At 67.1% G+C, this 22172-nt stretch carries 21 protein-coding genes; 17 read left to right on the top strand and 4 right to left on the bottom strand.

What is annotated here, in order from left to right; all coding sequences use genetic code 11:
- The first annotated feature begins 83 nt into the window (after positions 1-83).
- The 9 genes from lepA (at position 84) to HMPREF1138_RS03105 (ending at position 9977) form a co-directional block, all read left to right on the top strand.
- Positions 84-1940 (top strand): translation elongation factor 4, encoded by a 1857-nt coding sequence (gene lepA / locus HMPREF1138_RS03145; RefSeq protein WP_009056456.1) that lies wholly within the window; start codon positions 84-86, stop codon positions 1938-1940.
- An 11-nt stretch (positions 1941-1951) separates the two neighbouring features.
- A complete protein-coding gene (gene trmB, locus HMPREF1138_RS03140) occupies positions 1952-2776 on the top strand; it encodes a tRNA (guanosine(46)-N7)-methyltransferase TrmB (protein ID WP_081495960.1) in 825 nt (274 codons plus the stop codon).
- Positions 2777-2785: 9 nt separating this feature from the next.
- Complete coding sequence (gene hemW / locus HMPREF1138_RS03135) at positions 2786-4093, top strand: radical SAM family heme chaperone HemW (protein WP_009056398.1); 1308 nt, start codon at positions 2786-2788, stop codon at positions 4091-4093.
- Positions 4094-4391: 298 nt separating this feature from the next.
- Positions 4392-5081: a SatD family protein gene (locus HMPREF1138_RS03130; RefSeq protein ID WP_009056446.1), complete on the top strand. Its 690-nt coding sequence runs from the start codon at positions 4392-4394 to the stop codon at positions 5079-5081.
- Positions 5074-5907 (top strand): hypothetical protein, encoded by an 834-nt coding sequence (locus tag HMPREF1138_RS03125; protein ID WP_009056409.1) that lies wholly within the window; start codon positions 5074-5076, stop codon positions 5905-5907. The genes HMPREF1138_RS03130 and HMPREF1138_RS03125 overlap by 8 nt, the downstream gene beginning before the upstream one ends.
- Before the next feature lie 133 nt (positions 5908-6040).
- Positions 6041-6835 carry a DUF3097 family protein gene (locus HMPREF1138_RS03120; protein ID WP_009056450.1) on the top strand — a complete coding sequence of 265 codons (795 nt, stop codon included), beginning with the start codon at positions 6041-6043 and terminating at the stop codon, positions 6833-6835.
- A gap of 126 nt (positions 6836-6961) precedes the next feature.
- Positions 6962-8005 (top strand): heat-inducible transcriptional repressor HrcA, encoded by a 1044-nt coding sequence (gene hrcA / locus HMPREF1138_RS03115; protein WP_009056394.1) that lies wholly within the window; start codon positions 6962-6964, stop codon positions 8003-8005.
- 58 nt (positions 8006-8063) lie between these two features.
- Positions 8064-9182 carry a molecular chaperone DnaJ gene (gene dnaJ, locus HMPREF1138_RS03110; protein WP_009056423.1) on the top strand — a complete coding sequence of 373 codons (1119 nt, stop codon included), beginning with the start codon at positions 8064-8066 and terminating at the stop codon, positions 9180-9182.
- 6 nt (positions 9183-9188) lie between these two features.
- Positions 9189-9977 carry a 16S rRNA (uracil(1498)-N(3))-methyltransferase gene (locus tag HMPREF1138_RS03105; protein WP_009056437.1) on the top strand — a complete coding sequence of 263 codons (789 nt, stop codon included), beginning with the start codon at positions 9189-9191 and terminating at the stop codon, positions 9975-9977.
- Here HMPREF1138_RS03105 and HMPREF1138_RS03100 read toward each other — a convergent pair.
- A complete protein-coding gene (locus HMPREF1138_RS03100; protein ID WP_009056411.1) occupies positions 9974-10873 on the bottom strand; it encodes an aldose-1-epimerase in 900 nt (299 codons plus the stop codon). The genes HMPREF1138_RS03105 and HMPREF1138_RS03100 overlap by 4 nt on opposite strands.
- A 118-nt stretch (positions 10874-10991) precedes the next feature.
- Between HMPREF1138_RS03100 and HMPREF1138_RS03095 the strand changes: the two genes are divergently transcribed.
- From HMPREF1138_RS03095 to HMPREF1138_RS03075, 5 genes are all read left to right on the top strand, one after another.
- The gene (locus HMPREF1138_RS03095) at positions 10992-12323 is read left to right on the top strand and encodes an aminopeptidase C (protein WP_009056429.1); all 1332 of its coding nucleotides are present in this window, start codon (positions 10992-10994) and stop codon (positions 12321-12323) included.
- A 102-nt stretch (positions 12324-12425) separates the two neighbouring features.
- Entirely contained in the window at positions 12426-13442 is a 1017-nt protein-coding gene (gene add, locus HMPREF1138_RS03090) for an adenosine deaminase (RefSeq protein WP_009056403.1), read from the top strand.
- A 164-nt stretch (positions 13443-13606) separates the two neighbouring features.
- Positions 13607-14383: a gamma-glutamyl-gamma-aminobutyrate hydrolase family protein gene (locus tag HMPREF1138_RS03085; RefSeq protein ID WP_009056441.1), complete on the top strand. Its 777-nt coding sequence runs from the start codon at positions 13607-13609 to the stop codon at positions 14381-14383.
- Positions 14380-15057: a sugar O-acetyltransferase gene (locus tag HMPREF1138_RS03080; RefSeq protein ID WP_009056399.1), complete on the top strand. Its 678-nt coding sequence runs from the start codon at positions 14380-14382 to the stop codon at positions 15055-15057. Before HMPREF1138_RS03085 ends, HMPREF1138_RS03080 begins: the two co-directional genes overlap by 4 nt.
- Positions 15054-15692, top strand: a complete 639-nt coding sequence (locus HMPREF1138_RS03075) for a peptide deformylase (RefSeq protein WP_009056421.1) — start codon at positions 15054-15056, stop codon at positions 15690-15692. The genes HMPREF1138_RS03080 and HMPREF1138_RS03075 overlap by 4 nt, the downstream gene beginning before the upstream one ends.
- 36 nt (positions 15693-15728) lie before the next feature.
- Here HMPREF1138_RS03075 and pflA read toward each other — a convergent pair whose 3' ends face one another.
- The 3 genes from pflA to pflB all read right to left on the bottom strand — a co-directional run bounded on the left by pflA (position 15729) and on the right by pflB (position 19223).
- On the bottom strand, positions 15729-16607 hold the full coding sequence (gene pflA, locus HMPREF1138_RS03070) for a pyruvate formate-lyase-activating protein (protein WP_009056400.1): 879 nt from the start codon (positions 16605-16607) through the stop codon (positions 15729-15731).
- 134 nt (positions 16608-16741) lie between these two features.
- Positions 16742-16993 (bottom strand): autonomous glycyl radical cofactor GrcA2, encoded by a 252-nt coding sequence (grcA2, locus tag HMPREF1138_RS03065; protein WP_009056454.1) that lies wholly within the window; start codon positions 16991-16993, stop codon positions 16742-16744.
- A 124-nt stretch (positions 16994-17117) separates the two neighbouring features.
- Positions 17118-19223 (bottom strand): formate C-acetyltransferase, encoded by a 2106-nt coding sequence (gene pflB, locus HMPREF1138_RS03060; protein WP_009056417.1) that lies wholly within the window; start codon positions 19221-19223, stop codon positions 17118-17120.
- 275 nt (positions 19224-19498) lie between these two features.
- On the opposite strand from pflB, the gene HMPREF1138_RS03055 reads away from it, so the two are divergent.
- From HMPREF1138_RS03055 to HMPREF1138_RS11370, 3 genes are all read left to right on the top strand, one after another.
- Positions 19499-20806: a homoserine dehydrogenase gene (locus tag HMPREF1138_RS03055; protein WP_009056401.1), complete on the top strand. Its 1308-nt coding sequence runs from the start codon at positions 19499-19501 to the stop codon at positions 20804-20806.
- A 1-nt stretch (position 20807) separates the two neighbouring features.
- Positions 20808-21758, top strand: coding sequence for a homoserine kinase (thrB, locus tag HMPREF1138_RS03050; protein WP_009056438.1), 951 nt, complete (start codon positions 20808-20810; stop codon positions 21756-21758).
- A 165-nt stretch (positions 21759-21923) separates the two neighbouring features.
- Positions 21924-22172: Rho termination factor N-terminal domain-containing protein (locus HMPREF1138_RS11370; RefSeq protein ID WP_443110648.1), on the top strand; the 249-nt coding region annotated here is incomplete at its 3' end.

Genomic DNA, 22172 nt, shown 5'->3' with positions numbered 1-22172 from the left:
TGCGCGACCTCCCGCCCCATAAGTCGCACAACAGGGCACGTCAATGGGACGATAAAGAGGTTAACGACTTCACGGAGGTACACGTGCCCATCCCCACGCCCGCGCAGCAGGCGCAGATCCGCCCGTCCCACACCCCGCAGGCGCAGATCCGTAACTTCTGCATCATCGCTCACATCGATCATGGGAAGTCGACGCTCGCGGACCGTATGCTCCAGCTGACCGGCGTCGTCGAGGCACGCGAGATGCGCGACCAGTATCTCGATCGCATGGACATCGAACGCGAGCGCGGCATCACGATCAAGAGTCAGGCCGTGCGCATGCCGTGGGCGTATGAGGAAACCCCCTACGCCCTCAACATGATCGACACGCCCGGACACGTGGACTTCACCTACGAGGTGTCCCGCTCTCTGGCCGCCTGCGAGGGCGCGGTCCTCCTGATCGACGCCGCGCAGGGCATCGAGGCTCAGACGCTCGCGAACCTGTACCTGGCCCTCGAGAACGACCTGGCGATCATCCCGGTGCTCAACAAGATCGACCTGCCCGGCGCCCAGCCCGAGAAGTATGCGCACGAGGTCGCCCAGCTGATCGGCTGCGACGAGGACGAGGTCCTGAAGGTCTCGGGTAAGACCGGTGAGGGTGTTGAGGAGCTCCTCGACCGAATCGTCGAGGTCGTTCCCGCCCCCGAGGGTGCCCCCGATGCGCCGACGCGAGCCATGATCTTCGACTCCGTCTACGACACCTACCGCGGTGTGGTGACATACGTCCGCGTGGTCGATGGCGTGCTGTCGACCCGTCAGCGCGTGCGCATGATGTCCACGGGCGCCACGCACGAGCTCCTCGAGCTGGGCGTCATCTCGCCCGAGCCCAAGCCCGAGGAGGGGATTGGCGCCGGAGAGGTGGGCTACCTGATCACGGGCGTGAAGGACGTGCGTCAGTCCCGCGTGGGCGACACTGTCACCAGCCAGGTGCGCGGCGCGACGGAGGCGCTCGCCGGATACCGCGATCCTAACCCGATGGTCTTCTCGGGTATCTACCCGGTGGATGGCTCGGACTTCCCGGACCTGCGAGACGCGCTGGAACGCCTCCAGCTCAACGACGCGGCCCTGACCTTCGAGCCGGAGTCCTCGGCGGCCCTGGGCTTTGGGTTCCGCTGCGGCTTCCTGGGGCTGCTGCACCTGGAGATCATCCGAGAGCGACTGGAGCGCGAGTTCAACCTGGACCTGATCGCGACCGCCCCGAACGTCGTCTACCGCGTCGTGACGGAGGACGGCACCGAGGTACGCGTCGACAACCCCAGCGAGTTCCCCGAGGGAAAGATCGCTGAGGTGCGTGAACCGATCGTGAACGCGACGATCCTGACGCCCACGGAGTTCACGGGCACGATCATGGAGCTGTGCCAGGATCGACGCGGCTCGATGCAGGGCATGGACTACCTGAGCGAGGATCGCGTCGAGCTGCACTACCAGCTGCCCCTGGCCGAGATCGTCTTTGACTTCTTCGATCAGCTCAAGTCGCGCACGCGCGGCTACGCCTCCCTGGACTACCAGGAAAGTGGCGAGCAGAGCGCGGACCTGGTCAAGGTCGACATTCTGCTCAACGGCGACCGCGTGGACGCGTTCAGCGCGATCGTGCACCGCGACGGCGCCTACGCCTACGGTCAGCGCATGACCAAGCGCCTGAAGGAACTTATTCCTCGCCAGCAGTTCGAGATCCCGGTCCAGGCCGCGGTCGGCGCGCGCGTCATCGCCCGCGAGACCATCAAGGCGCTGCGTAAGGACATGCTCGCCAAGTGCTACGGCGGCGACATCAGCCGTAAGCGCAAGCTGCTGGAGAAGCAGAAGGAAGGCAAGAAGCGTATGAAGTCGATCGGCCGCGTGGACGTGCCGCAGGAGGCGTTCATCGCCGCTCTGACTTCCGACGTGCCGACGGGCAAGAAGTGATCGTGGATCAGATGAACGAGGCCGTGGAGGGACACGCTCCCGTCGGCCAGTGCGCGGCTCGTCCGGGCGAGGCCCCCGAGGGCACGGTTTTCATGAGCCGCACGAAGTCTTTCACGCGCCGAACGCGCGAGCTGCCCGCGAATCTGGCTCGCACGTGGGAGGCGCACGCCCACCGTTACGTGGTCGAGCCGCGTCGCGGCGTCGGCTACACGACGGTCGCGCAGGATTTCACGCTGGATCTGGCCGAGCTCTTCGGGCGCCGTGCCCCCGTCACCCTCGAGATCGGGTCGGGCACGGGTGAGCAGATCGTCGCGGCGGCCTCGGCGCACCCCGAGCGCAACTTCCTGGCCCTCGAGGTGTGGGTTCCGGGCATCGCGAAGCTGATCTCCAAGGCCGTCGAGGCCGACGTGGACAATATTCGCGTCATCGAGGCGGACGCTGCACAGGCGCTGCCCATTATGCTCGGGGAGGCGTGTCTCGACGAGGTGTGGACCTTCTTCCCGGATCCGTGGCGCAAGGCCCGCCATCGCAAGCGCCGCCTCGTCTCGGACGCGTTTGCTCTCGAGGTTGCGCGCCTCCTGCGCGATGGGGCTGTCTGGCGCCTGGCGACGGACTGGGATGACTACGCCTGGCAGATGCGCGACGTCGTGGAGGCATGTGAGCTTTTCGAGAACCCGCACGCGGGGGAGCGCCCGGACCCGGCGGATCCCCAGCCCGCGCGTGGCGGCTTCGCGCCGCGCTACGACGGGCGCGTCGTCACCCACTTCGAGACGCGCGGTATTGACGCGGGTCGCCATGCCCACGACATCGTCGGCGTGCGCCGCCCGCGCGGCTGACGGGCACGCATGAGTCCCGCTCAACCCGACGGAACGCGGTGGCCGGAGAACGGCTCGCTGGACCCCGGCCTCGTTGAGGCGGAGCGGGGGCGTCCCCTGTCCCTGTATGTCCACGTGCCGTTTTGCCGCGTGCGCTGCGGCTACTGTGACTTCAACACGTACACGGTGGGCTTTGGGCCGGGGGCGCAGGTCGGTGACTACGCGCCGTCGGTGCTGTCGGAAGCCTCGCTCGCCGCCCGCGTGATGGCGGAGGCGGGATTGCCCGACCGCGCGGCCGAAACCGTGTTTTTCGGTGGCGGGACGCCGACGATGCTGGATGCGGCGGAGCTGAGTGAGATTCTGGCGGGGTTGCGCGAGCGTATCGGGATTGCAGCCGGCGCCGAGGTGACCCTGGAGGCGAATCCCGACACGGTCACGCGGGGCGATCTGCGGGTGCTGGCCGATGCGGGTTTTACGCGCGTGTCCTTCGGCATGCAGTCCGCGGTCCCGGCTATCTTGGCGACCCTGGATCGCACTCATGTGCCCGAGCGTGTGCCTCTCGTGATCGAGTGGGCGAAGGACGCGGGGCTGAGCACGTCCGTTGACCTCATTTACGGGACGCCGGGGGAGAGCCTTGAGGATTGGGAGACCTCGGTGCGCGCGGCCCTGTCTTACGACCCCGATCACATCAGCGCCTACGCGTTGGTCGTGGAGGAGGGGACCAAGATGGGCGCGCAGGTAGCGCGGGGCGAGCTGCCGAGCCCCGACCCCGATGATGAGGCGACGAAATACGAGCTTGCTGACGCGCTCCTGGGCGGGGCGGGGTATGCCTGGTATGAGATTTCGAATTTCGCTCGCGTGAGCGCGTCGGATCGTGCCTCTGGGCGCGCCTCGACGACGTTTGAGCACGCGTCGCGGCATAACCTGGCGTACTGGCGTGACTGGGATTGGTGGGGTTTCGGTCCGGGCGCGCACTCGCACGTGGGGCGGATGCGCTGGTGGAACGTGAAGAATCCGGGCGCCTATGCCGGTCGCCTGCACGCGGGCGTCTCGCCGGCGGCCGCGGGGGAGATTCTGGGCGAGGAGGAGCGCGAGCTTGAGCGTGTCATGCTGGGGTTGCGCACGTCGGAGGGCGTCGAGCTCGATGGGTTGCCGGGCGCCGCGTCGGGGCACGAGGCCGGGGCTGGCTGTCCGAGCGTGTCCGCGGGTGGGCGCGTCGCATCGCTCATCGCGGACGGACTGGTCGATGGAGCTGCCGCGCTGCGTGGGCGGGCCTGCTTGACGTTGCGTGGGCGCTTGCTGGCGGACTATGTGACGCGTGAATTGATGGGCTACTGAGGGCGCGCGGCCCGTGTGAGGCATAATCCACACTATTTGGTCAATATTCGTAATTGTCCAGACAAATAACAAACTTGCTTGTATTTACGCCGAAACAAGCAAGTCTGTGGTTACCGATACTCGCCATTTGTCAGATGGGGCACGTCGGTGATGTGACAAGCTTGTGGAAGCTCTCGATAATGTTGACATCCTGGTTGAAGTATGTTTGCCTAGAGGTGTCATGTGAAGCCGAGCTATCAATAGGCCCCCTCCGCAAAGGCGCTTGTTGAGGTTCAGATACAAGGAAAAGTGTGGGACTGTGACTCTGCGATACGCTGTCATTGCTGACATCGTGGGCTCTCGTACGTTGACCAATCGTGCAGAGGCTCAGGGAATCTTTGAAGCAGCCCTCGAGAGGGCGGCGGAGGGGCTGGCCCTCCTCGAAGCTCCCTATCCGACGGTGGGCGACGAGTTCCAAGCGGTTGCGTACACGCTCGAAGATGCGTTGCTCTTCACCTTGCGTGCCCAGCTTCTGCTTCCGCCCCAGCTTCAGCTTCGCTTTGGTATCGGCGCCGGGCGTATTGAGGAGTTCTCCTCCGGCGTACATCGCCAGGCTCCCTCGCGCCTGCGGGCGGGGGAGGGTGCTTCCCTCCAGGACGGATCGGCGTGGTGGGCGGCGCGCTCCGCGATCAACCGCGCACACGACGTCCAAGACTCCTCGAACCCCTTCATTCGCACCTGGTTCGTGGCTCATGCCTCCGTCGAAAGCTACATGTCCTCGAGCTGCCAGACCAGTGTCAATGCGCTGCTGAGCCTGCGCGACCACGCGATCCTCAAGCTGTCGGCCCGTCATCGCCGCATCACCGCCTCGCTGCTGCTGGGCAAGACGCAGGTGGAAATCGCCCGCGTTGAGAAGCTCTCACAGCAGGCCATTTCCGACTTCGCTCGCGGTACGGGAGCGGGGCTTATCCAGTCGTCTCTCCTCATCGCGGAGGCCGCCCGTGCATGAAACGCTACTCCTGGGCATCGCTGCCTCGGAGCTCACCGTCCTCCTGACGTCCGACCCTCGACGGTGGTCGCGCCGCCTCATCGTCTTTCTGACGCTGATCACCGCAGTCGCGTGCTACTCGTGGTTTGTCCTGGGCGTGAGCCTGGTCGCCATCACCATCGCGACGGTGCTCGCCATTATCTGGTTCGGATGGGACCTGGCTGACGGATCCGCCCGCTCGGTGCTCGCGCGCTGGGCGCTCGCGACGCTCGGCTTCCTGACCCTCATGAGCCTGAACGCGGATAACTTTCCTCACCTGTCGCTGCGCAGCGGGCGCTCGATCGACCTCATCATCGCGGTGCTCTTCCTGGCGACCGGCCCCGTCAATCACCTGATCACGGCCATCCTCATGTGTGCCCGCGGGCGCGCGACGGAGCCGGTCCCCGGATGGATCAACGCGCCCGTGCTGCCGGCGATGCCCAGTGTTCAGGACGCGGCGACACAGGAGGACGCGGCGGAGTCGGCGGGCGATGAGGAAGCTCCGCTGACCCCGAGCTCCCTGCCGATCATCGCCGCGCAGGACAACCCGGGCGACGATAAGGGGCCCGCCCTGCGCGGCGGGCGCTGGATCGGCCCCCTTGAGCGCCTTCTGATCATCGTCCTCGCGGGAGCGGACGCGCAGGTTGCGATCGCCGCCGTCGTCGCCGCCAAGGGTGTTATTCGCTTCCCGGAAATCTCCCAGGACTCCTCGGGTGAGAAGGCCGAAGAGTTCCTGATTGGGTCGGTCTCCTCCTGGATCCTCGCCGCGCTCGTGGCGATGTTCATTCGCGTCACTTTCCAGCCGTGAGCGCCTCGCCGCTAGAGTATGCCGGGTGAGAACAACAGACCCCTACGGGCATGACATCTTCGCCCACGACCCGCACCGCGACGGACCGGGAGCGCGTCGCCCCCGATCGGTGGCTGTTCATGTCGAGATCGGCATGGTCCTCGAAGACGTGGGATCGGGCTGGGTCGGTGCGGTCACACGCGTCGAAAAGTCCGGCGGTGTCTACCTGGTCGAGCTCGAAGATCGGCGCGGGGTGCGTCGCTCCTTCCCCCTCGGTCCCGGCTTCTGGCTCGACGGGCGCCCCATCGAGGCCCTTCCTCCCAAGCCCAAGACAGCCCCGGCCTCGCCCGGGGTGCAGCTGAGCGCCTCGGGTCGCCGGATCACCAATTCGGGGTCCTTTGCGCCAGCCTCCAGCGCCCCCACGGTCGCCAAACGCTCGCGAATCTGGGTGGAGGGCCGCCACGATGCCGAGCTCGTCCAGCACGTGTGGGGCGAGGATCTGGCCGCGGCCGGCATCGCCGTCCAGCTGCTCGAGGGCGTGGACAATCTCGAGGATGTCCTTGAGGTCTTCGGCCCCACCGACACCGCCCGCGCGGGTGTGCTTGTCGACCACATGGTGCCCGGTTCGAAAGAATCGCGTATCGCCGAGGCCGTCTCGGCGCGCTGGCCGGGCGCTGTCCTGGTGCTCGGGCACCCTTTCGTCGACATCTGGCAGGCCGTCAAGCCCGAGCGCGTGGGCCTGCGCGCCTGGCCCGACGTGCCGCGAGGCATTGATATCAAGCATGGCACGCTGGACGCACTCGGCTGGCCGCACGCCGACCAGCGCGATATCGCGATGGGGTGGAAGCGAATCCTGTCCACCGTGCGCACCTATCGCGACCTGGAGCCCGCCCTGCTCGGCCGCGTCGAGGAGCTCATCGACTTCGTGACGGTGCCCTGGGCGCAGTGATGCACATGCGTGCCGTGAGGTTCGCAATGAGCGCACGCTCGGTGCCCCGTCCGGGTCGCCGCCGCTCGCGCGCGGGGGGTAGCATTGGCACTCAGAAAGAGAGAGTGCCAGGACGGAGGGAGTGACATGGCACGCAACAGCGCGCAAAGCCGCAGGCTCGACGTCCTGCGGGCCATCGTCACCCAGTACGTGGCCACCCGCGAACCAGTCGGCTCCAAAGCCATCGCAGCTGGGGGACTGGGCGTCTCCTCCGCGACGATCCGCAACGACATGGCGGTCCTGGAGGAAGCGGGCCTCATCTACCAGCCGCACACCTCCGCTGGCCGGGTCCCGACCGACCGCGGCTACCGCGTCTTCGTCGACCGCCTTGCCCAGCTCAAGCCCATGAGCGCCCCGGAACGCCAGGCCCTGGAGACCTTCCTGTCCGAGTCCGTCGACATCGACGACGTCGTGGAACGCTCCGTCCGCCTCCTCGCGCAGGTCACCCACCAGGTTGCCCTCGTGCAGTACCCGGGTTCGCGCGTGCGCACCCTCAAACACCTCGAGGTCCTCGCCATCGCGCCGGGGCGCGTCCTCATCGTCGTCATCACGACAGACGGTGAGGTGGGGGAGCGGACCCTCACCCTCGACACGCCCCTTGACGACGCCCAGCTGCGCGCCGTGCGCGACCATCTGCGCACCCACTGTGACGCCACGACCTCGCAGACCGCGCGCTCCTGCGTGGACGCCGCCACGGCCTCGTCCAGGCCCGAACTCGCGGCGGCCGTCGTCGCGGTCGGCTCCGCGCTCACCGAGGTGCTCACCGGCGCGGGAGAGGCAAAGATCGTCGTCGCCGGAGCCGCCAACCTGGCGCGCGGCGCCCTCGACTTCCGTGACATCGCCCCCGTCCTGGACGCGCTCGAAGAGCAGGTCGTCCTCATGCGCCTCTTCTCCGAGGCAGACCCCGACGAAGACCTGCACGTGAGCATCGGCGCGGAAAATCCGCACGACGCCCTGGCCGAGGCAGCCGTCGTCACGGGCACCTACCGGGCCGGCGCGGACGAGAGCGGCGGCTCCGCCCACCTGGGCATCGTGGGCCCCATGAGGATGGACTACGCGCGCACCATGAGCTCCGTGCGAGCCGTCGCCGCCTACCTGTCCCGGTACCTGGCCCGAGAGGCGGACAACTGACCATGCGTACCGCACACCAGAGCCCAATGAACGCCCCCCACGAGAAGGAACAGCAAGCGTGAGAGACTACTACGAGGTCCTCGGCGTCGCTCGAGACGCCAGCCAGGACGAGATCAAGAAGGCGTACCGCAAGCTGGCGCGTAAGCTCCACCCCGACTACGCGGGTGCTGACTCGGAGGAAGCCTTCAAGGAGCTGTCGGTCGCCTACGAGACCCTGTCCGACCCCGAGAAGCGCCAGATGTACGACATCGGCGGCCCCGACGCCTTGCGCGGCGGCGGCGCGGGTGGGGGCGCCCCCTTCACGGGCTTCTCCGACATCTTCGAGGCCATGTTCACCGGTGGCTTCGGCGCCTCCTCGCAGGGCCCGGCCTCGCGCGTGCGACGCGGCAAAGACCAGCAGGTCACCGTCGACATCACCCTCGAGGACGCAGCATTCGGCGCCGCGAAGGAAGTCTCCTTCAAGACGCACGTCCTGTGCGACACCTGCCACGGAGCGATGTGCCAGCCGGGCACCTCCCCCGAGCAGTGCACAACCTGCCACGGTTCCGGTTTCGTCACGCAGATCCAGAACTCGCTCTTTGGGCGCATGCAGACCCAGGCTCCCTGCCCCACGTGTCAGGGGTTCGGCTCCACGATCGCCCAGCCCTGCACGGAGTGCTCCGGCGCGGGACGCATTCCCACGCGCCGCACCCTCAACATCAACATTCCGGCCGGCGCCAGCGAGGGCACGCAGATCCGCGTGAGTGGCGAGGCGGAGGTCGGCCTGGGCGGCGGCCCGAACGGCGACCTGTACCTGCTGATCCGCGAGAAGAAGCACCCTGTCTTCGACCGTCGCGGGGACGACCTGCACACGTGGATCACGATCCCGATGACGACCGCCGCCCTGGGCACCGAGTTCGAGCTGGACACGCTGGACGGCAAGAAGACGGTGACGATCAACGCCGGCACGCAGCCCAACGACGACATTGTGTTGGAGGGGCTCGGCGTGGGTCACCTGCAGCGCTCGGGTCGCGGCGCGATGCACGTGCACGTGGATGTGGAGATCCCCAAGAAGCTGGACGAGACCTCGCGCAGCCTCCTCGAGCAGCTGGCCAAGGCGCGCGGCGAAGTCCGCGTCGAGCCGCACCGTCAGCAGCCGACGTTCTTCGACAAGCTGCGCGACACTTTCATGGGCTGAACGGCCATGACGCTACCCGTTTTTCTCAGTGACGACCTCACTCCCGCGCCCTCGTCCCTGTCGGTGGGGGAGCGGGCGGCCCTGTCCGGCTCGGAGGGGCGCCACGCAGCCTCCGTGCGTCGCATCGGCGCCGGGGAATGGGTGGACGTCGTCGACGGAGCAGGCCTGCGTCTGCGCTGCGAGGTGAGCGGCGCGGACAAGTCCTCGCTGTCCCTCATCGTGCGCGAGGTGGTCCAGGAAGAGTCGCCGCGCCCGCAGATCGTGCTCGTCCAGGCGCTCGCCAAGGGCGGGCGCGACGAGGCCGCCGTGGAAATCTGCACCGAGATCGGTATCGACCGGGTCATTCCCTGGGCCTCCCGGCGTGCGATCGTCCAGTGGAAGGGGCCCAAGGCCGAGAAGGGTCGCGTCAAGTGGGAGGGCGTCGCGCGAGCCGCCGCGAAGCAGTCGCGCCGCGCCTTCGTCCCGGCCGTGGAGGACGTCAAGGACAGTCGTGAGTTGGCCTCCTGGGTGCGCGCCCTCACGGACGAGGCCGGGGTGGCCTTCGTGTGTCACGAGGAGGCCACGGTCTCGCTCGGGGCCGCGCTCGCCCACGTCCAGGACTCGTGGGTCGATGGGACGCTCCCCGCGCGGATTGCGCTCATCGTGGGGCCCGAGGGCGGAATCGACGCCGAGGAGACGGCGCAGCTCGTGGACGCCGGTGCCCGCGTGATCGGCTTGGGGGCCAACGTGCTGCGCTCCTCGACGGCCGGCGCGGTTGCCCTGACGCTCATCCGCGCTGCGGCTGGGAAATACTAGCCCTGCGCGGCGCGGATGGATGCGCTCAGCGAGTGGGTCTGTCCCGCGCCCAGCGCGACGACGTCCGTGCCGGAGTTGAAGGCGTTGGGCGGGCAGCTCATCGGCTCGACGGCCACGCCCACGCGGCCGATGTTGTCGGCCGTGTACACCTGCAGCCAGCGCGCATCGGACGAGAGCGACACCCCCACGCCGGAGTCGGGGTCGCGCAGCGTCACAGTCCAGGTCCCCGGCGGCAGCCCCGCGAAACAGTGATCCAACCCGGCCTCGCCGATTCGTGCCGGGGATCGGAAATCCAGGCCGAAGCCCGCCACGTCGTGCGCGGCGACCGGGATCATGCTCGCGTCCGCCTCGTAGATGATCGATGCTGGGTTGGTGAGCTCGAGGTCGTCTGCGGCGATGCCGTCGACGGCCAGGTACGGGTGGAACCCGACGCCGAGGGGAGCCGTGCCCTGCCCGACGTTCGTCGCGGACAGCTCAACGGCGAGGCCCGCCCGCGCGTCCAGGCTGTAACGCGCGGACGCGAGAAGCGTCCACGGATAGGAATAGCGAGCCGCGATGAGCGTGCTGAGCTGCACGCAGGACGCGTCGGCACGGTCGACCTGCCAGTCCTGGAAGGCCACGAAACCGTGCAGGGACGTTCCGAAGGCCGGCTCGTCGACGGGCAGGTCGTAGCTCGTCCCCTCCCACGAGTAGGCGCCGCCGGCCACGCGGTTCGGCCAGGGCATGAGGACCTTTCCCAAGTATGCGGGAGGGCACTCGTCCACGCGATGGGGGACGATCACCTCGTGGCCCCGATACGTCAGGCCGGCCAGACCCGCGCCGACCGTAACAATCCGCGCCTCGTAGCCGCCGTCGCGCAGCACCACTTCGCGCCCCGACGCGCCGTACCTGACCATGGATGCTCCTTTGCGTTGTCTCATTATCGCCATTCTAATCGGGGCCGGCTCGTCTGTGTCACGCGGCCGGGCGTATCCTTATAGAGAATGACTCTCGATTGAAAGGAAGCTCAGTCGCATGGCACACGAGATCACAGACGAGCTGGTCGAACGCCTCCACGCCTACACGGACACCGCCCGCACGGTCGCACGCAACGCCGTCTCCCACGCTGGTGTCGAACCCGTCGCCTTTGACCGCGCCAAGGTCGTCGCCACCCCCACCGTCGTCTCCCACAAGGTGGATGACTGGAAGGTCACCTCGCAGAAGAAGTCCGGACGCTGCTGGCTCTTCTCCTCCCTCAACCTCCTGCGCTCCACGACCCGCACACACCTGGGCGTCAAGGACTTCGAGTTCTCGCAGAACTACGTCCTCTTCTGGGACAAGTTCGAGCGTGCCAACTTCTTCCTCACCGACGTCATCGCCACCGCCTCGACGGAGGACCTCGACGGCCGCCTCCTGCAGTTCCTGCTCGGCGACGTGCTCTCCGACGGCGGACAGTGGGACATGGCCGTGTCCCTCTACCTCAAGCACGGCCTCGTTCCCAAGACCGCGATGCCCGAAACCGAGTCCTCCAGCCATACCGCCCCGATGAACGGGCGCCTCAAGGTCCTCCTGCGCCGCACCGCCCTGGAGCTGCGCGCGCTCGTGGCCGCCGGAGCGTCCGAGGACGAGATCGACGAGGTCAAGGAGGCGGCCCTGGCCGACGTGTGGCGTATCCTCGTCATCTGCCTGGGAGAGCCGCCGGCCTCGTTTGAGTGGGAATGGCGCGACGATGCGGGCGAGTTCCACCGCGACGGCGTGCTCACCCCGCGCGAGTTCTACTCCCGCTACGTGGACGTGGACCTGACCCAGTACGTGTGCCTCGTCGATGACCCGCGCGCCGAGCACCCCAAGGGGCACACCCTCACCGTCGACCACATGGGCAACGTCGTGGGCGGGCGCCCGATCCTCTACGTCAACGCCCCCGTCGAGCAGATCCGCACCATCACTGCCTCCGTCCTGGCGTCGGGCCGCGTCGTCTGGTTCGGCGCCGACTGCGGCAAACAGTCCGACCGCGCCTCCGGCCTGTTCGTCGACGGCCTCTACGACTACGACAACCTGTTCGGCGTGGACTTTTCCACCTCGAAGGAACAGCGCGTGAATACCGGCGAGTCCGCGATGAACCACGCGATGCTCTTCACCGGCGTCGACATCGACGAGGCCGGGGAAGGGCGCCGCTTCCGCGTGGAGAACTCCTGGGGCGAAGAGCCCGGCGAGAAGGGATTCTTCACCATGGACGCCGCCTGGTTTGACGCCAACGTCTTCGAGGTCGCCGTCCACGTGGACGACCTGCCCGAGGAGCTGCGCGCCGTCATCGCCGAGGAGCCGACGCACCTGCCGGCATGGGACCCGATGGGCGCCCTGGCCTGAGCGAGTCGCGTTCAGGCGCTCATGCGTGAAACACTCCGTGTGGGGTGGGTGACGTGGGACAATAGTTCTGCGACACCCACCCCACATCCGTCAGGAGGATCCATGAGCACCGACGTCACCCGCGACTTCGCGTTTGGCCTGCCCAAGGCCGAGCTGCACCTGCACCTGGAGGGCACCCTCGAGCCCGACCTGAAGCTGGCCCTGGCACGCAAGAACGGCGTGGATATCGGCCAGAGCACCGTCGAAGAAGTGCAGGCCACCTACCGCTTCAACGACCTGACCTCCTTCCTGGCCGTCTACTATCCGGCGATGGACGTCCTGCAGGACGAGGACGACTTCTACGCGCTGGCGGCCGCCTACTTCCAGCGTGCGCGCGCCAACGGCGTCGTGCGCGCCGAGTGCTTCTTCGACCCGCAAGCCCACACCACGCGCGGTATCGAAATCGACACCGTGATCCGCGGCTATCACCGCGCTGTCGTCGAGGCCCGCGAAACCGGCCTGTCCGCGGATCTCATCCTGTGCTTCCTGCGTGACATGAGCGCCGAGTCGGCGCTCGAGACCCTCCAGGCAGCCTTGCCCTACAAGCACATGTTCATCGGCGTGGGGCTGGACTCCGACGAGCGAGACAACCCGCCCACCAAGTTCGCCCGCGTCTTCCAGCTGGCGCGCGAGGCCGGCCTGCACGTCACGATGCACTGCGACATCGACCAGGTCGGCTCCATCGACAACATCCGCGCCGCCCTCACGGAGCTGGGCGCGCAGCGCCTGGACCACGGCACGAACATCGTGGAAGACCCCGAGCTGGTCGCCTACGCGCGAGACCACGGCATCGGCCTGACCTCCTGCCCCCTGTCCAACTCCTTCGTCACGGAGGAGATGAAGGGCAAAGAGATCGTCGAACTGACCGCAGCCGGCGTGAAGGTCAGCATCAACTCCGACGACCCCGCCTACTTCGGAGGCTACGTCGGCGACAACTACCTGGGGCTTGCCGAGCGCTTCAACCTTAGCCGCGCGGACCTGGAGCGCATCGCCCGCAACTCCATCGACATCGCCTGGATCCCGGACGAACAGAAGAAAGCGATGCACGCGCGTATCGACAGCTTCGTCGCACAGCACTGACCCTGTGGGAGCGCGAGGCCGGGGCTCGGGGAGACCCGCCCCGGCCTCGTCCGTCGAGGAAAGCACCTGTTGGACTCGTGCCACCCGGTGGACCGTTCCGTCACAATTGGTCACCCCGTGAACGCGGAGCGCGCCCGAAGCCTCGGCCTGACATGATAGAAGCCATGTTGAACCACACGAAGCCGACGTTGTTGATTTCCAACGTCCTGCCGGCACGGCCGGGGGACGAGGCATACAACAACATCTGCATGCGCTTGTGGGATCGTCTGCTTGAGGCCGCGCTGCCCACCTGGAACGTCATCCGCGAATACGCGCAGGAAGACGGAGCCGAGGGCGCCACGCTGCGCGCCAGCGCCGCCGACGCAATCATCATCATGGGCGGCGAAGACGTCCACCCCGCCCACTACGGAGCCTTCCAGGGCTACAAGCGCGAGGGGCGCCACTGGTACCGCGCCGACCTCGGACAGCTCGCCCTCGTCGACTACGCTGCCCGAACCGGCACCCCGCTGCTGGGCATTTGCCGCGGTATGCAGATCATCAACACCGCGTTCGGCGGCACCCTCGAACAGGACATCGCCGACGGCACCCACTCCAACCCCACGATCCTCTCCGATCACCGATTCGTGCGCCACAGCGTGCGTGTCGACGCCGACAGCCACCTCGAGCGAGCCCTGGCCCCCGTGCTCGTCGATTCCTGCCTGACCATCTCGTCGGCCCACCACCAGCGCGTCGCCCGTCTCGGCGACACCCTGCGCGTGAGCGCCTACGCCCCCGACGGAACCGTCGAGGCCATCGAATCTCCCGACGCCCCGATCATCGGCGTGCAGTGGCACCCCGAGGACCCCGCCGACGACATCGCCCAGCTGCGTTGCCTGCTCGGCCACCTCGACGCGCGCCGCGTCCCCCGACTCGAGAAGGCGTCCACTACCCTGGTCGCATGACCATCACACCGGGAACAACCTTCGAGGACCCTCGATTCCGCGACGACGCGCGCACGCCCGCGCAGCGCATGCGCGACGGCGACTACTACATCGCCGACGACGAGCTTTCTGTACTCACAAAGCGCGCGGTACGCCTCCTGAGCCTTTACGAACAGGCGCACCCCACCGACCCGGACATCGCCCGCTACCTGCTCGCCCAGGTCCTCGGCGAGGTGGGGGAGGACATCGACATTCGCCCGCCCCTGCGCGTCGACTACGGGCACAACATCACCATCGGTGACGGATCCTGGATCAACTACGGCCTGACTGTTCTCGACGTAGCCCCGGTCGTCATCGGTGCCGACGTCCTCATCGGCCCCAACTGTTCGCTCTACACCGCGATCCACCCGACCGAGCCCGGGCCTCGTCGCGCCAAGTGGGAGTCCGCCGCCCCGATCACCCTCGAAGATAACGTGTGGCTGGGCGGCTCCGTCGTCGTCTGCCCGGGCGTCACCATCGGCGAAAACTCGATCATCGGAGCCGGGGCCGTCGTTACCCGCTCCGTGCCCGCCAACTCCATCGCCGTGGGCAACCCCGCCCGCGTTATCAAGGAACTCGACCCGACCGCCCCGCGCGCGCTCCAGGCCGCCCGAGCCGGCGTCGTCGATGAGCGAACCTGGCGGAAACAAGCATGAGCGTCCTGCCGATCTGCATCACGGGCGAGCCAGTCCTGCACAGGATCGCCGACCCCGTCGAACGTTTCGATTCCTCCCTGACCGACCTCGTCGCCGACATGATCGACACCATGCACGAGGCCCCCGGCGTGGGGCTGGCCGCCCCGCAGGTCGGCGTCGGGCTCCAGCTTTTCGTCTGGTCGTACCGGGGAGGCGGGCCCTTCGACAGGCGCTACCGTGACGCCCTCGCCCTGGACCTCGCCCCCACCCTCGGCTTCAACGACGCGATGAGCGGCGTCGTCGTCAACCCCACGCTTGACCTCGTCTGGGACGAGGCCGGTGCGGGCGCGATCCTCCCCGCCCAGCCAGACATCGCCGACGAGGCCGAGGGCTGCCTGTCGGTCCCCGGCGTGACCTATCCGCTGCGCCGCGCGCTCGGCGCCATCCTGCGCGGCTACGACGCGAATGGGCGCCCGATCACGGTGGCCGCGCGCGGCTGGCTCGCGCGCATCTTCCAGCACGAATACGACCACCTCCGAGGAACCCTCTACGTCGACCGCCTGGAGGAGCCCTACGGGCAGATGGCCGCGGAGCTCGCGCACTCCAAGGGCTGGGGACGCCCCGGATACACGTGGACCCCGGGGGAGCGAACCTAAGCCGCCCCCGCCGGGGTCCGTCACACGCGGTGTGTCTCAGTGGACCTCGAAACCCAGCGAGCGGAAGTACTCGCGCACATCCTCCGTTGCCTCGGGCGTGGGAGCCTTCGCATCCTCAAGCTGATACTCCAGGCCGAGGGAATGCCACTTGTCCTTACCCAGCTGGTGGAAGGGAAGAACCTCGATACGGTCGATGACATCCTTCCAGCGGGTGACGATCTCACCGACCTTGCGGATGTTCTCGGGGTCGTCCGTCAGGCCCGGAACCAGGACAAAACGAATCCAGATGCGTGTGTCCCCGCCTCGAGCCGCGATGCGGTCGCCGAACGCAATTGTGGGTGCCAGCTCACGGCCGGTCGCCTTCTTGTAAGTCTCCTCGTCGCCGCTCTTGACGTCCAGAAGCACCAGATCGATCGCGTCGAGCATCTCGTCGTCACAGTTCGCGCCCAGGTAGCCGGAGGTGTCGATGCACGTGTGCACGCCCATCTCCTTGGCACCCAGCAGGATGCGCTTGGCAAAGTGGGGCTGCATGAGGACTTCGCCGCCGGATAGCGTGATGCCGCCCTTCGTCGTTCGGAAAATACGACGATAGCGGGCGATGCGGGAGAGCAGCTCCGTGTCGGACACGGGAGCGCCGTCCTTCATGAGGAACGTATCAGGGTTGTGGCAGTAGAGGCAGCGCAGCGGACAGCCGTTGAGGAACACAGTCATGCGCGTGCCGGGGCCGTCGACGGCGGTCACCAGCTCCCAGGAGTGAATGGAACCGAGCGTGCCCTCTCGCATGCGTCGCAAGCGTTCGGAACGCTCCAGGTCCGTGATTTCCTCAAGGCCCTCGACGCCCGCGCCGACGGTACGGGATTGGGGAGCCTGGAAGTCCTGCTCGCGGAACGTGGGAATGGCGAGGGGCTGCGTCATGATTCCTTCTTCGAGGTAGTACGGGCGCGGCGATGGCGCGAACGATGTCGGGGCGTCAGCGATTGCGGGCGGAACCGGCGGGCATAGTAGTGGGGCGCCGGGCGTGCGCCCAACGCCCCACTACCGTCGACCGATCAGGCCGAGTGGTGGAAGGTGCGGGACAGGACGTCCAGCTGCTGCTCACGGGTGAGCTTGACGAAGTTCACGGCGTAGCCGGAAACGCGAACGGTCAGGTTCGGGTACTTCTCGGGGTGCTCCATCGCGTCCTTCAGCGTGGACTCCTCGAGGACGTTGATGTTCGCGTGGTACAGGCCATCCTTGTCGCCGCGCTCCTCGCGGGCGGCCTTCATGTCAGCGAGACGCTCTTCGTAGGTCTTGGTTGCCATAACATTTCTCCTTAATTGTGAGACTCCGGCGGTGCCGGCTGGGCAGGCCGGGTCGCGGCCTCACCCACGGGTTGGGTGGCGGGGATCAACATACGGATACGAGTTGATCCCCGCCGATGGTGGATCAGTAGCCCTTGGTGCCGTCGTAGGCGCAGGAATCGTCGGGGACGAAGCCGGCGTCGAGGATACCGACCAGGTTCTGGATCTGCTCTTCCTTGGAGCGGCCCAGGCCCTGCGGGGTGATCGTGTTCGTCAGCGAGATGCCGTCGAGCGCGTCGTTGTAGTCCAGCTTGCCGACCGACAGCATGGAGGCGACCATGCCGTGCGTGTCGATGCCGTTCTCGGGGTTCGCGCCGGGGGCGAAGGGGGTGCCCTTCTCGTGGCCCGACGGGAAGGAGCCGGTGGCCTTGCCGTAGACGACGTTCGAGGTGATCGTCAGGACGGACTGGGTCGGGATCGCGTCACGGTACATGGGGATCGCGCGGATCTTGTCCATGACGGTGTGGACGACGGTCGCGGCGATGTCGTCGGCGCGGTCATCGTCGTTGCCGTAGGTCGGGAAATCGCCCTCGGTGCGGTAGTCGACGACCAGGCCGGTCTCGTCGCGGATCGGGTAGACCTTCGCGTACTTGATGGCGGCCAGCGAGTCGGCGACGATGGACAGACCGGCGATGCCGCAGCCCATGGTGCGGATGATCTCGGCGTCGTGCAGAGCCATCTCGATGGCCTCATAAGCGTAGCGATCGTGGCAGTAGTGGATGATGTTGAGGGCCTCAACGTAGGTGCCAACCACCCAGTCGAGCATCTCCTCGTAGCGCTTCCACACGTCGTCGAAGTCGAGGGGGCCGTCGCCCTGGACGGGCTCGTAGCCTTCCATGACCTGCTTGCCGCTCATCTCGTCGCGGCCGCCGTTGATGGCGTAGAGCAGGGCCTTGGCGGCGTTCACGCGGGCGCCGAAGAACTGCATCTGCTTGCCGACGCGCATGGGGGACACGCAGCACGCGATGGCGGCGTCGTCGCCCCAGTGGGCACGGATCTGCGGATCGGACTCGTACTGAATCGACGAGGTCTCGATCGAGATGCGGGCGCAGAACTCCTTGTAGCCGCGGGGCAGGTTCTCGTCCCAGAAGATGGTGATGTTCGGCTCGGGGGCCGGGCCGAGGTTCACCAGAGTCTGGAGCAGACGGAACGAGGTCTTGGTGACCAGCGTGCGGCCGTCGTCGCCGAAGCCGGCGTCGGACCAGGTGGCCCAGTAGGGGTCGCCCGAGAAGATCTGGTCGTAGGCGATGGTGCGCAGGAAGCGGGTGATGCGCAGCTTGATGACCAGGGCGTCGATGATCTCCTGCGCGCCGGACTCATCGAGCGTGCCGTTCTTCAGGTCGCGCTCGAAGTAGCAGTCGAAGAAGCCGGAGAGGCGGCCGATCGACATGGCGGCGCCGTCCTGAGACTTCACGGAGGCCAGGTAGCCGAAGTAGGTCCACTGCACGGCCTCGTGCGCGTTGGTGGCCGGGCCGGAGATGTCGTAGCCGTAGGAGGCGGCCAGGTTCTTCAGCTTCTTCAGGGCCTTGATCTGCTCGGAGTGCTCCTCGCGGTAGCGCGCCCAGTGCTCGGAGAAGGGCTGGTCGGCGTAGCGATCCTTGTCCTTCTGCTTCTCGGCGATCAGGTGATCAACACCGTAGAGGGCCACGCGGCGGTAGTCACCGATGATGCGGCCACGGCCGTAGGCATCCGGCAGGCCGGTGATGATGTGGGAGGAGCGGGCGGCGCGAATGCGCGGGGTGTAGATGTCGAAGACCGCGTCGTTGTGGGTTTTGCGGTACTGGGTGAAGATCTTCTTCACCTCGGGGTTGTATTCCTTGCCGGCCTCGTGGATGGCGGTCTCGACCATGCGCCAGCCGCCGTTGGGCATCATTGCGCGCTTGAGCGGAGCGTCGGTCTGGAGGCCGACGATCACGTTGTCGTCCTCGCAGATGTAACCGGGCTTGAAGGCGTCGATGTCGGCCGGGGTGTCGGTGTCAACGTCGAGGATGCGCACCTTGCGCTCTTCGGAGAGGTACTTTTCCTCGAGGGTGTTCCAGACCCGCATGGTCTTTTCAGTGGGGCCAGCCAGGAACGAGGCGTCGCCCTCATACGGGGTGTAGTTCAGCTGGATGAAGTCGCGGACGTCGATCTCATCGCACCAGTTACCCTTGACAAAACCTTCCCAGGCTTTCTGGTCTGCTGTCGTCATTCTTCCTCTTCTCGGATTTTCCGTTTCCCTGTGGGGACGGTCGTTGGGAGCATAGCTCCGTCAGTGCGCCGGATTCCGGCGCTTGGGTCTATTGTCCTACGGTCGATGCGGACCAGACAACCTGTTTCGCCCATCGATCTATGTTCTGTGTCTCAGGGGTGTGGGTCTAAAGTCTCTCGCACCTCAATTATAGGACAAAGGTCCCCGTTAGGGAAGGGGGGCCTTTGACCACCTACACTGGTACCAGTGCCCGTTTCACGAAGGAGATAATCCCTATGTCCGCACCCCGTCCGGTCCTCGCAGTTGGCGTTCTTGGCGCTGGAACCGTCGGTAGCCAGGTCATTCGCATCCTGCAGTCCAGCCGCGAGGATTTCGCCGCCCGCTCCGGTGCGCAGATGGAGGTCCGCCGAGTCCTTGTCCGCAATGTGGATGCCCCGCGCGACTCCCCGATCGACCGCGAGCTGTTGACGACCGACCCCGCCGAGGCCATTGACGGGATGGACCTCGTCGTCGAGTTGATCGGCGGCATCGAGCCGGCGCGCACGTTCGTGTTGCGCGCCCTCACCCAGGGCATCTCGGTCGTGACGGGCAACAAGGCCCTGCTCGCCGCGCACGGTCCGGAGCTGTACGAGGCTGCCGCCTCCAACGACGCCGACCTCTACTACGAGGCTGCCGTCGCCGGCGCCGTGCCCGTCGTGTACGGCCTGCGTGAGTCCCTCGCAGGTGACCGCGTGACGACGGTGATGGGCATTGTCAACGGTACGACGAACTTCATCCTGGATGCGATGAGCTCCAAGGGACTGAGCTACGAGGACGCTCTTAAGCAGGCGCAGGACATGGGTTTTGCCGAGGCCGATCCGACGGCCGACGTCGAGGGACTGGACGCCGCCGCCAAGTGTTCCATCCTGGCCTCGCTCGCCTTCCACACCCGCGTGGGAATCGACGACGTCGCGGTCGAGGGTATCTCCAACATCACCAAGGAGGACATGGAAGAGGCCGCTCGCGTGGGCCACACCATCAAGCTCCTGGCCATCGCCGAGCGCCGCATCGGCGAGGATGGCCGCGAGGGCGTCGCGATGCGCGTCCATCCCGCCCAGGTGCCCTCGGATCACCCGCTGGCGTCCGTCGACGGCGCCTTCAACGCCATCCTCGTCGAGGGTGAGAACGCCGGGCGCCTCATGTTCTACGGGCAGGGAGCGGGCGGCGCCCCCACGGCCTCGGCCGTCCTGTCCGACCTCGTGGCCGCCGCGCACCACCGCGCCTTCGGCGGGCACGCGCCGCGCGAATCCGTCTACGCGCACCTGCCGATCCTCGACCCCGGCTCGACCCACACGCGCTACCAGATCCGCCTCCAGGTGGAAGACCGCCTGGGCGTCCTGTCCGACGTCGCCGGCATCTTCGCCCGCCACGGAGTGTCGATTCAGTCCGTGCATCAGCGCAACGACCAGGTGCCCGGCGCCTGCGTCATCGTCGTGACCAGCCACCGGGCTCGCGAGGCAGACCTGCGTGCTGTTGCCCGTGCGCTCGCCGTCTCCGACGCGGTGCGCGAGGTGACCTCCACGATCCGCGTTGAGGGTGAGTGACGTGCGCGTTCATGACGATTTCGTCGCCGTCAAGGTTCCCGCGACGAGCGCGAACCTTGGCCCCGGCTTCGACTGCATGGGACTGGCCCTCGACCTGTGGGACGAGGTCTCCGTTCACGCCACGACGGGCCCGACCTCCGTCGTTGTCGAGGGCGAGGGCGCCGGCAACGTGGAGCAGGGCGAGGACAACCTCGTCGTGCGCGCCTTGCGCCTGGCGCTGGACCGAGCAGGCGCGCCCCAGGTGGGGGTGCGCATGCGCTGCACGAACCGCATCCCTCATTCGCGAGGCCTGGGCTCCTCCGCCAGTGCGATCGTCGCGGGCGTGACGCTCGCCCGCGCGCTCATCGGCGATGCCGACGTGCTCGGACGCCAGGAGATTCTCGAGATCGGCTCGCAGATGGAAGGCCACCCCGACAACGTCGCCCCCGCCGTCTTCGGTGGCGCAACGGTCGCCTGGATGAACGAGGAGACCGAGGAGGTTGGTGCGCTGCGGTTGAGCCCGCCCGAAGGCATCGAACCGGTCGTCTTCATTCCCGACTTTGAGCTGCGCACGGCCACGGCCCGCGCCGCCCTGCCGCGCACCGTTGATCACGTGGACGCGCGCTTTAACGTTGCCCGCGCCGCCTCGCTTGCGGCCCTCCTGTCGGGACAGGCCCAGGCCAGCGGGGGAGCGGACCTGCATACGCTGCTCATGGAGGCCACGCGCGACCGCCTCCACCAGGAGCAGCGACGCGGCGCCATGGAGCCCTCCCTCGCGCTGGTCGATTGGCTGCGCGGCGCGGGATACGCGGCCGTCGTCTCGGGCGCCGGCCCCACCGTCATGTCGCTCGAGCCCGTGGGCGCGGACATCCGCCGCGAAGCCGCGCGTTCCGGGTGGCGCGTCCTGCCGCTCGGCGTCGCTGCGTCGGGTGTGCAGATCACCCGCGGCTCCCTCGCGAAAGTCGAGTTCTGAACAGCCTGCGAGCTGTGAGTTTCTGCGCAAGCACCGCCAGTCGCGCCGTCTGATCGACAGCGGGCTGGCGGTCTTGCTATATTTTCCCCAGGTCCGAGTCGACTGCTCGACTCCGACCGTTGCGATGCGCCTTCCTTGCGCATCTCCCTTATCAAGCTTTTTCTTGTGCTTGAGCAATTCACCCGCCCGATATGGGCGCATTCCAGTAAGGATCCCTTCGTGAGCAACGAAACCCCCGCCGAGATGACGACCGCGTCGCTGTCGGCGATGAAGCTGCCCGAGCTCAAGGCTCTGGCCGCATCCCGCGGTCTCAAGGGCTTTTCCCAGCTTCGTAAGCCCCAGCTGATCGAGCTCCTGAGCAACGATGCCAGCGCTCCGACCACGCCTGCCGCCGCTTCCCGCGACGAGGCCCCG

Origin of the sequence: Actinomyces sp. ICM58, assembly GCF_000283035.1 — a bacterium.
In the GTDB taxonomy this organism is placed as follows: Bacteria; Actinomycetota; Actinomycetes; order Actinomycetales; family Actinomycetaceae; genus Pauljensenia.
Note: the sequence above shows the minus strand (reverse complement) of the source record. Positions and strands in the feature narration are given on the sequence as shown.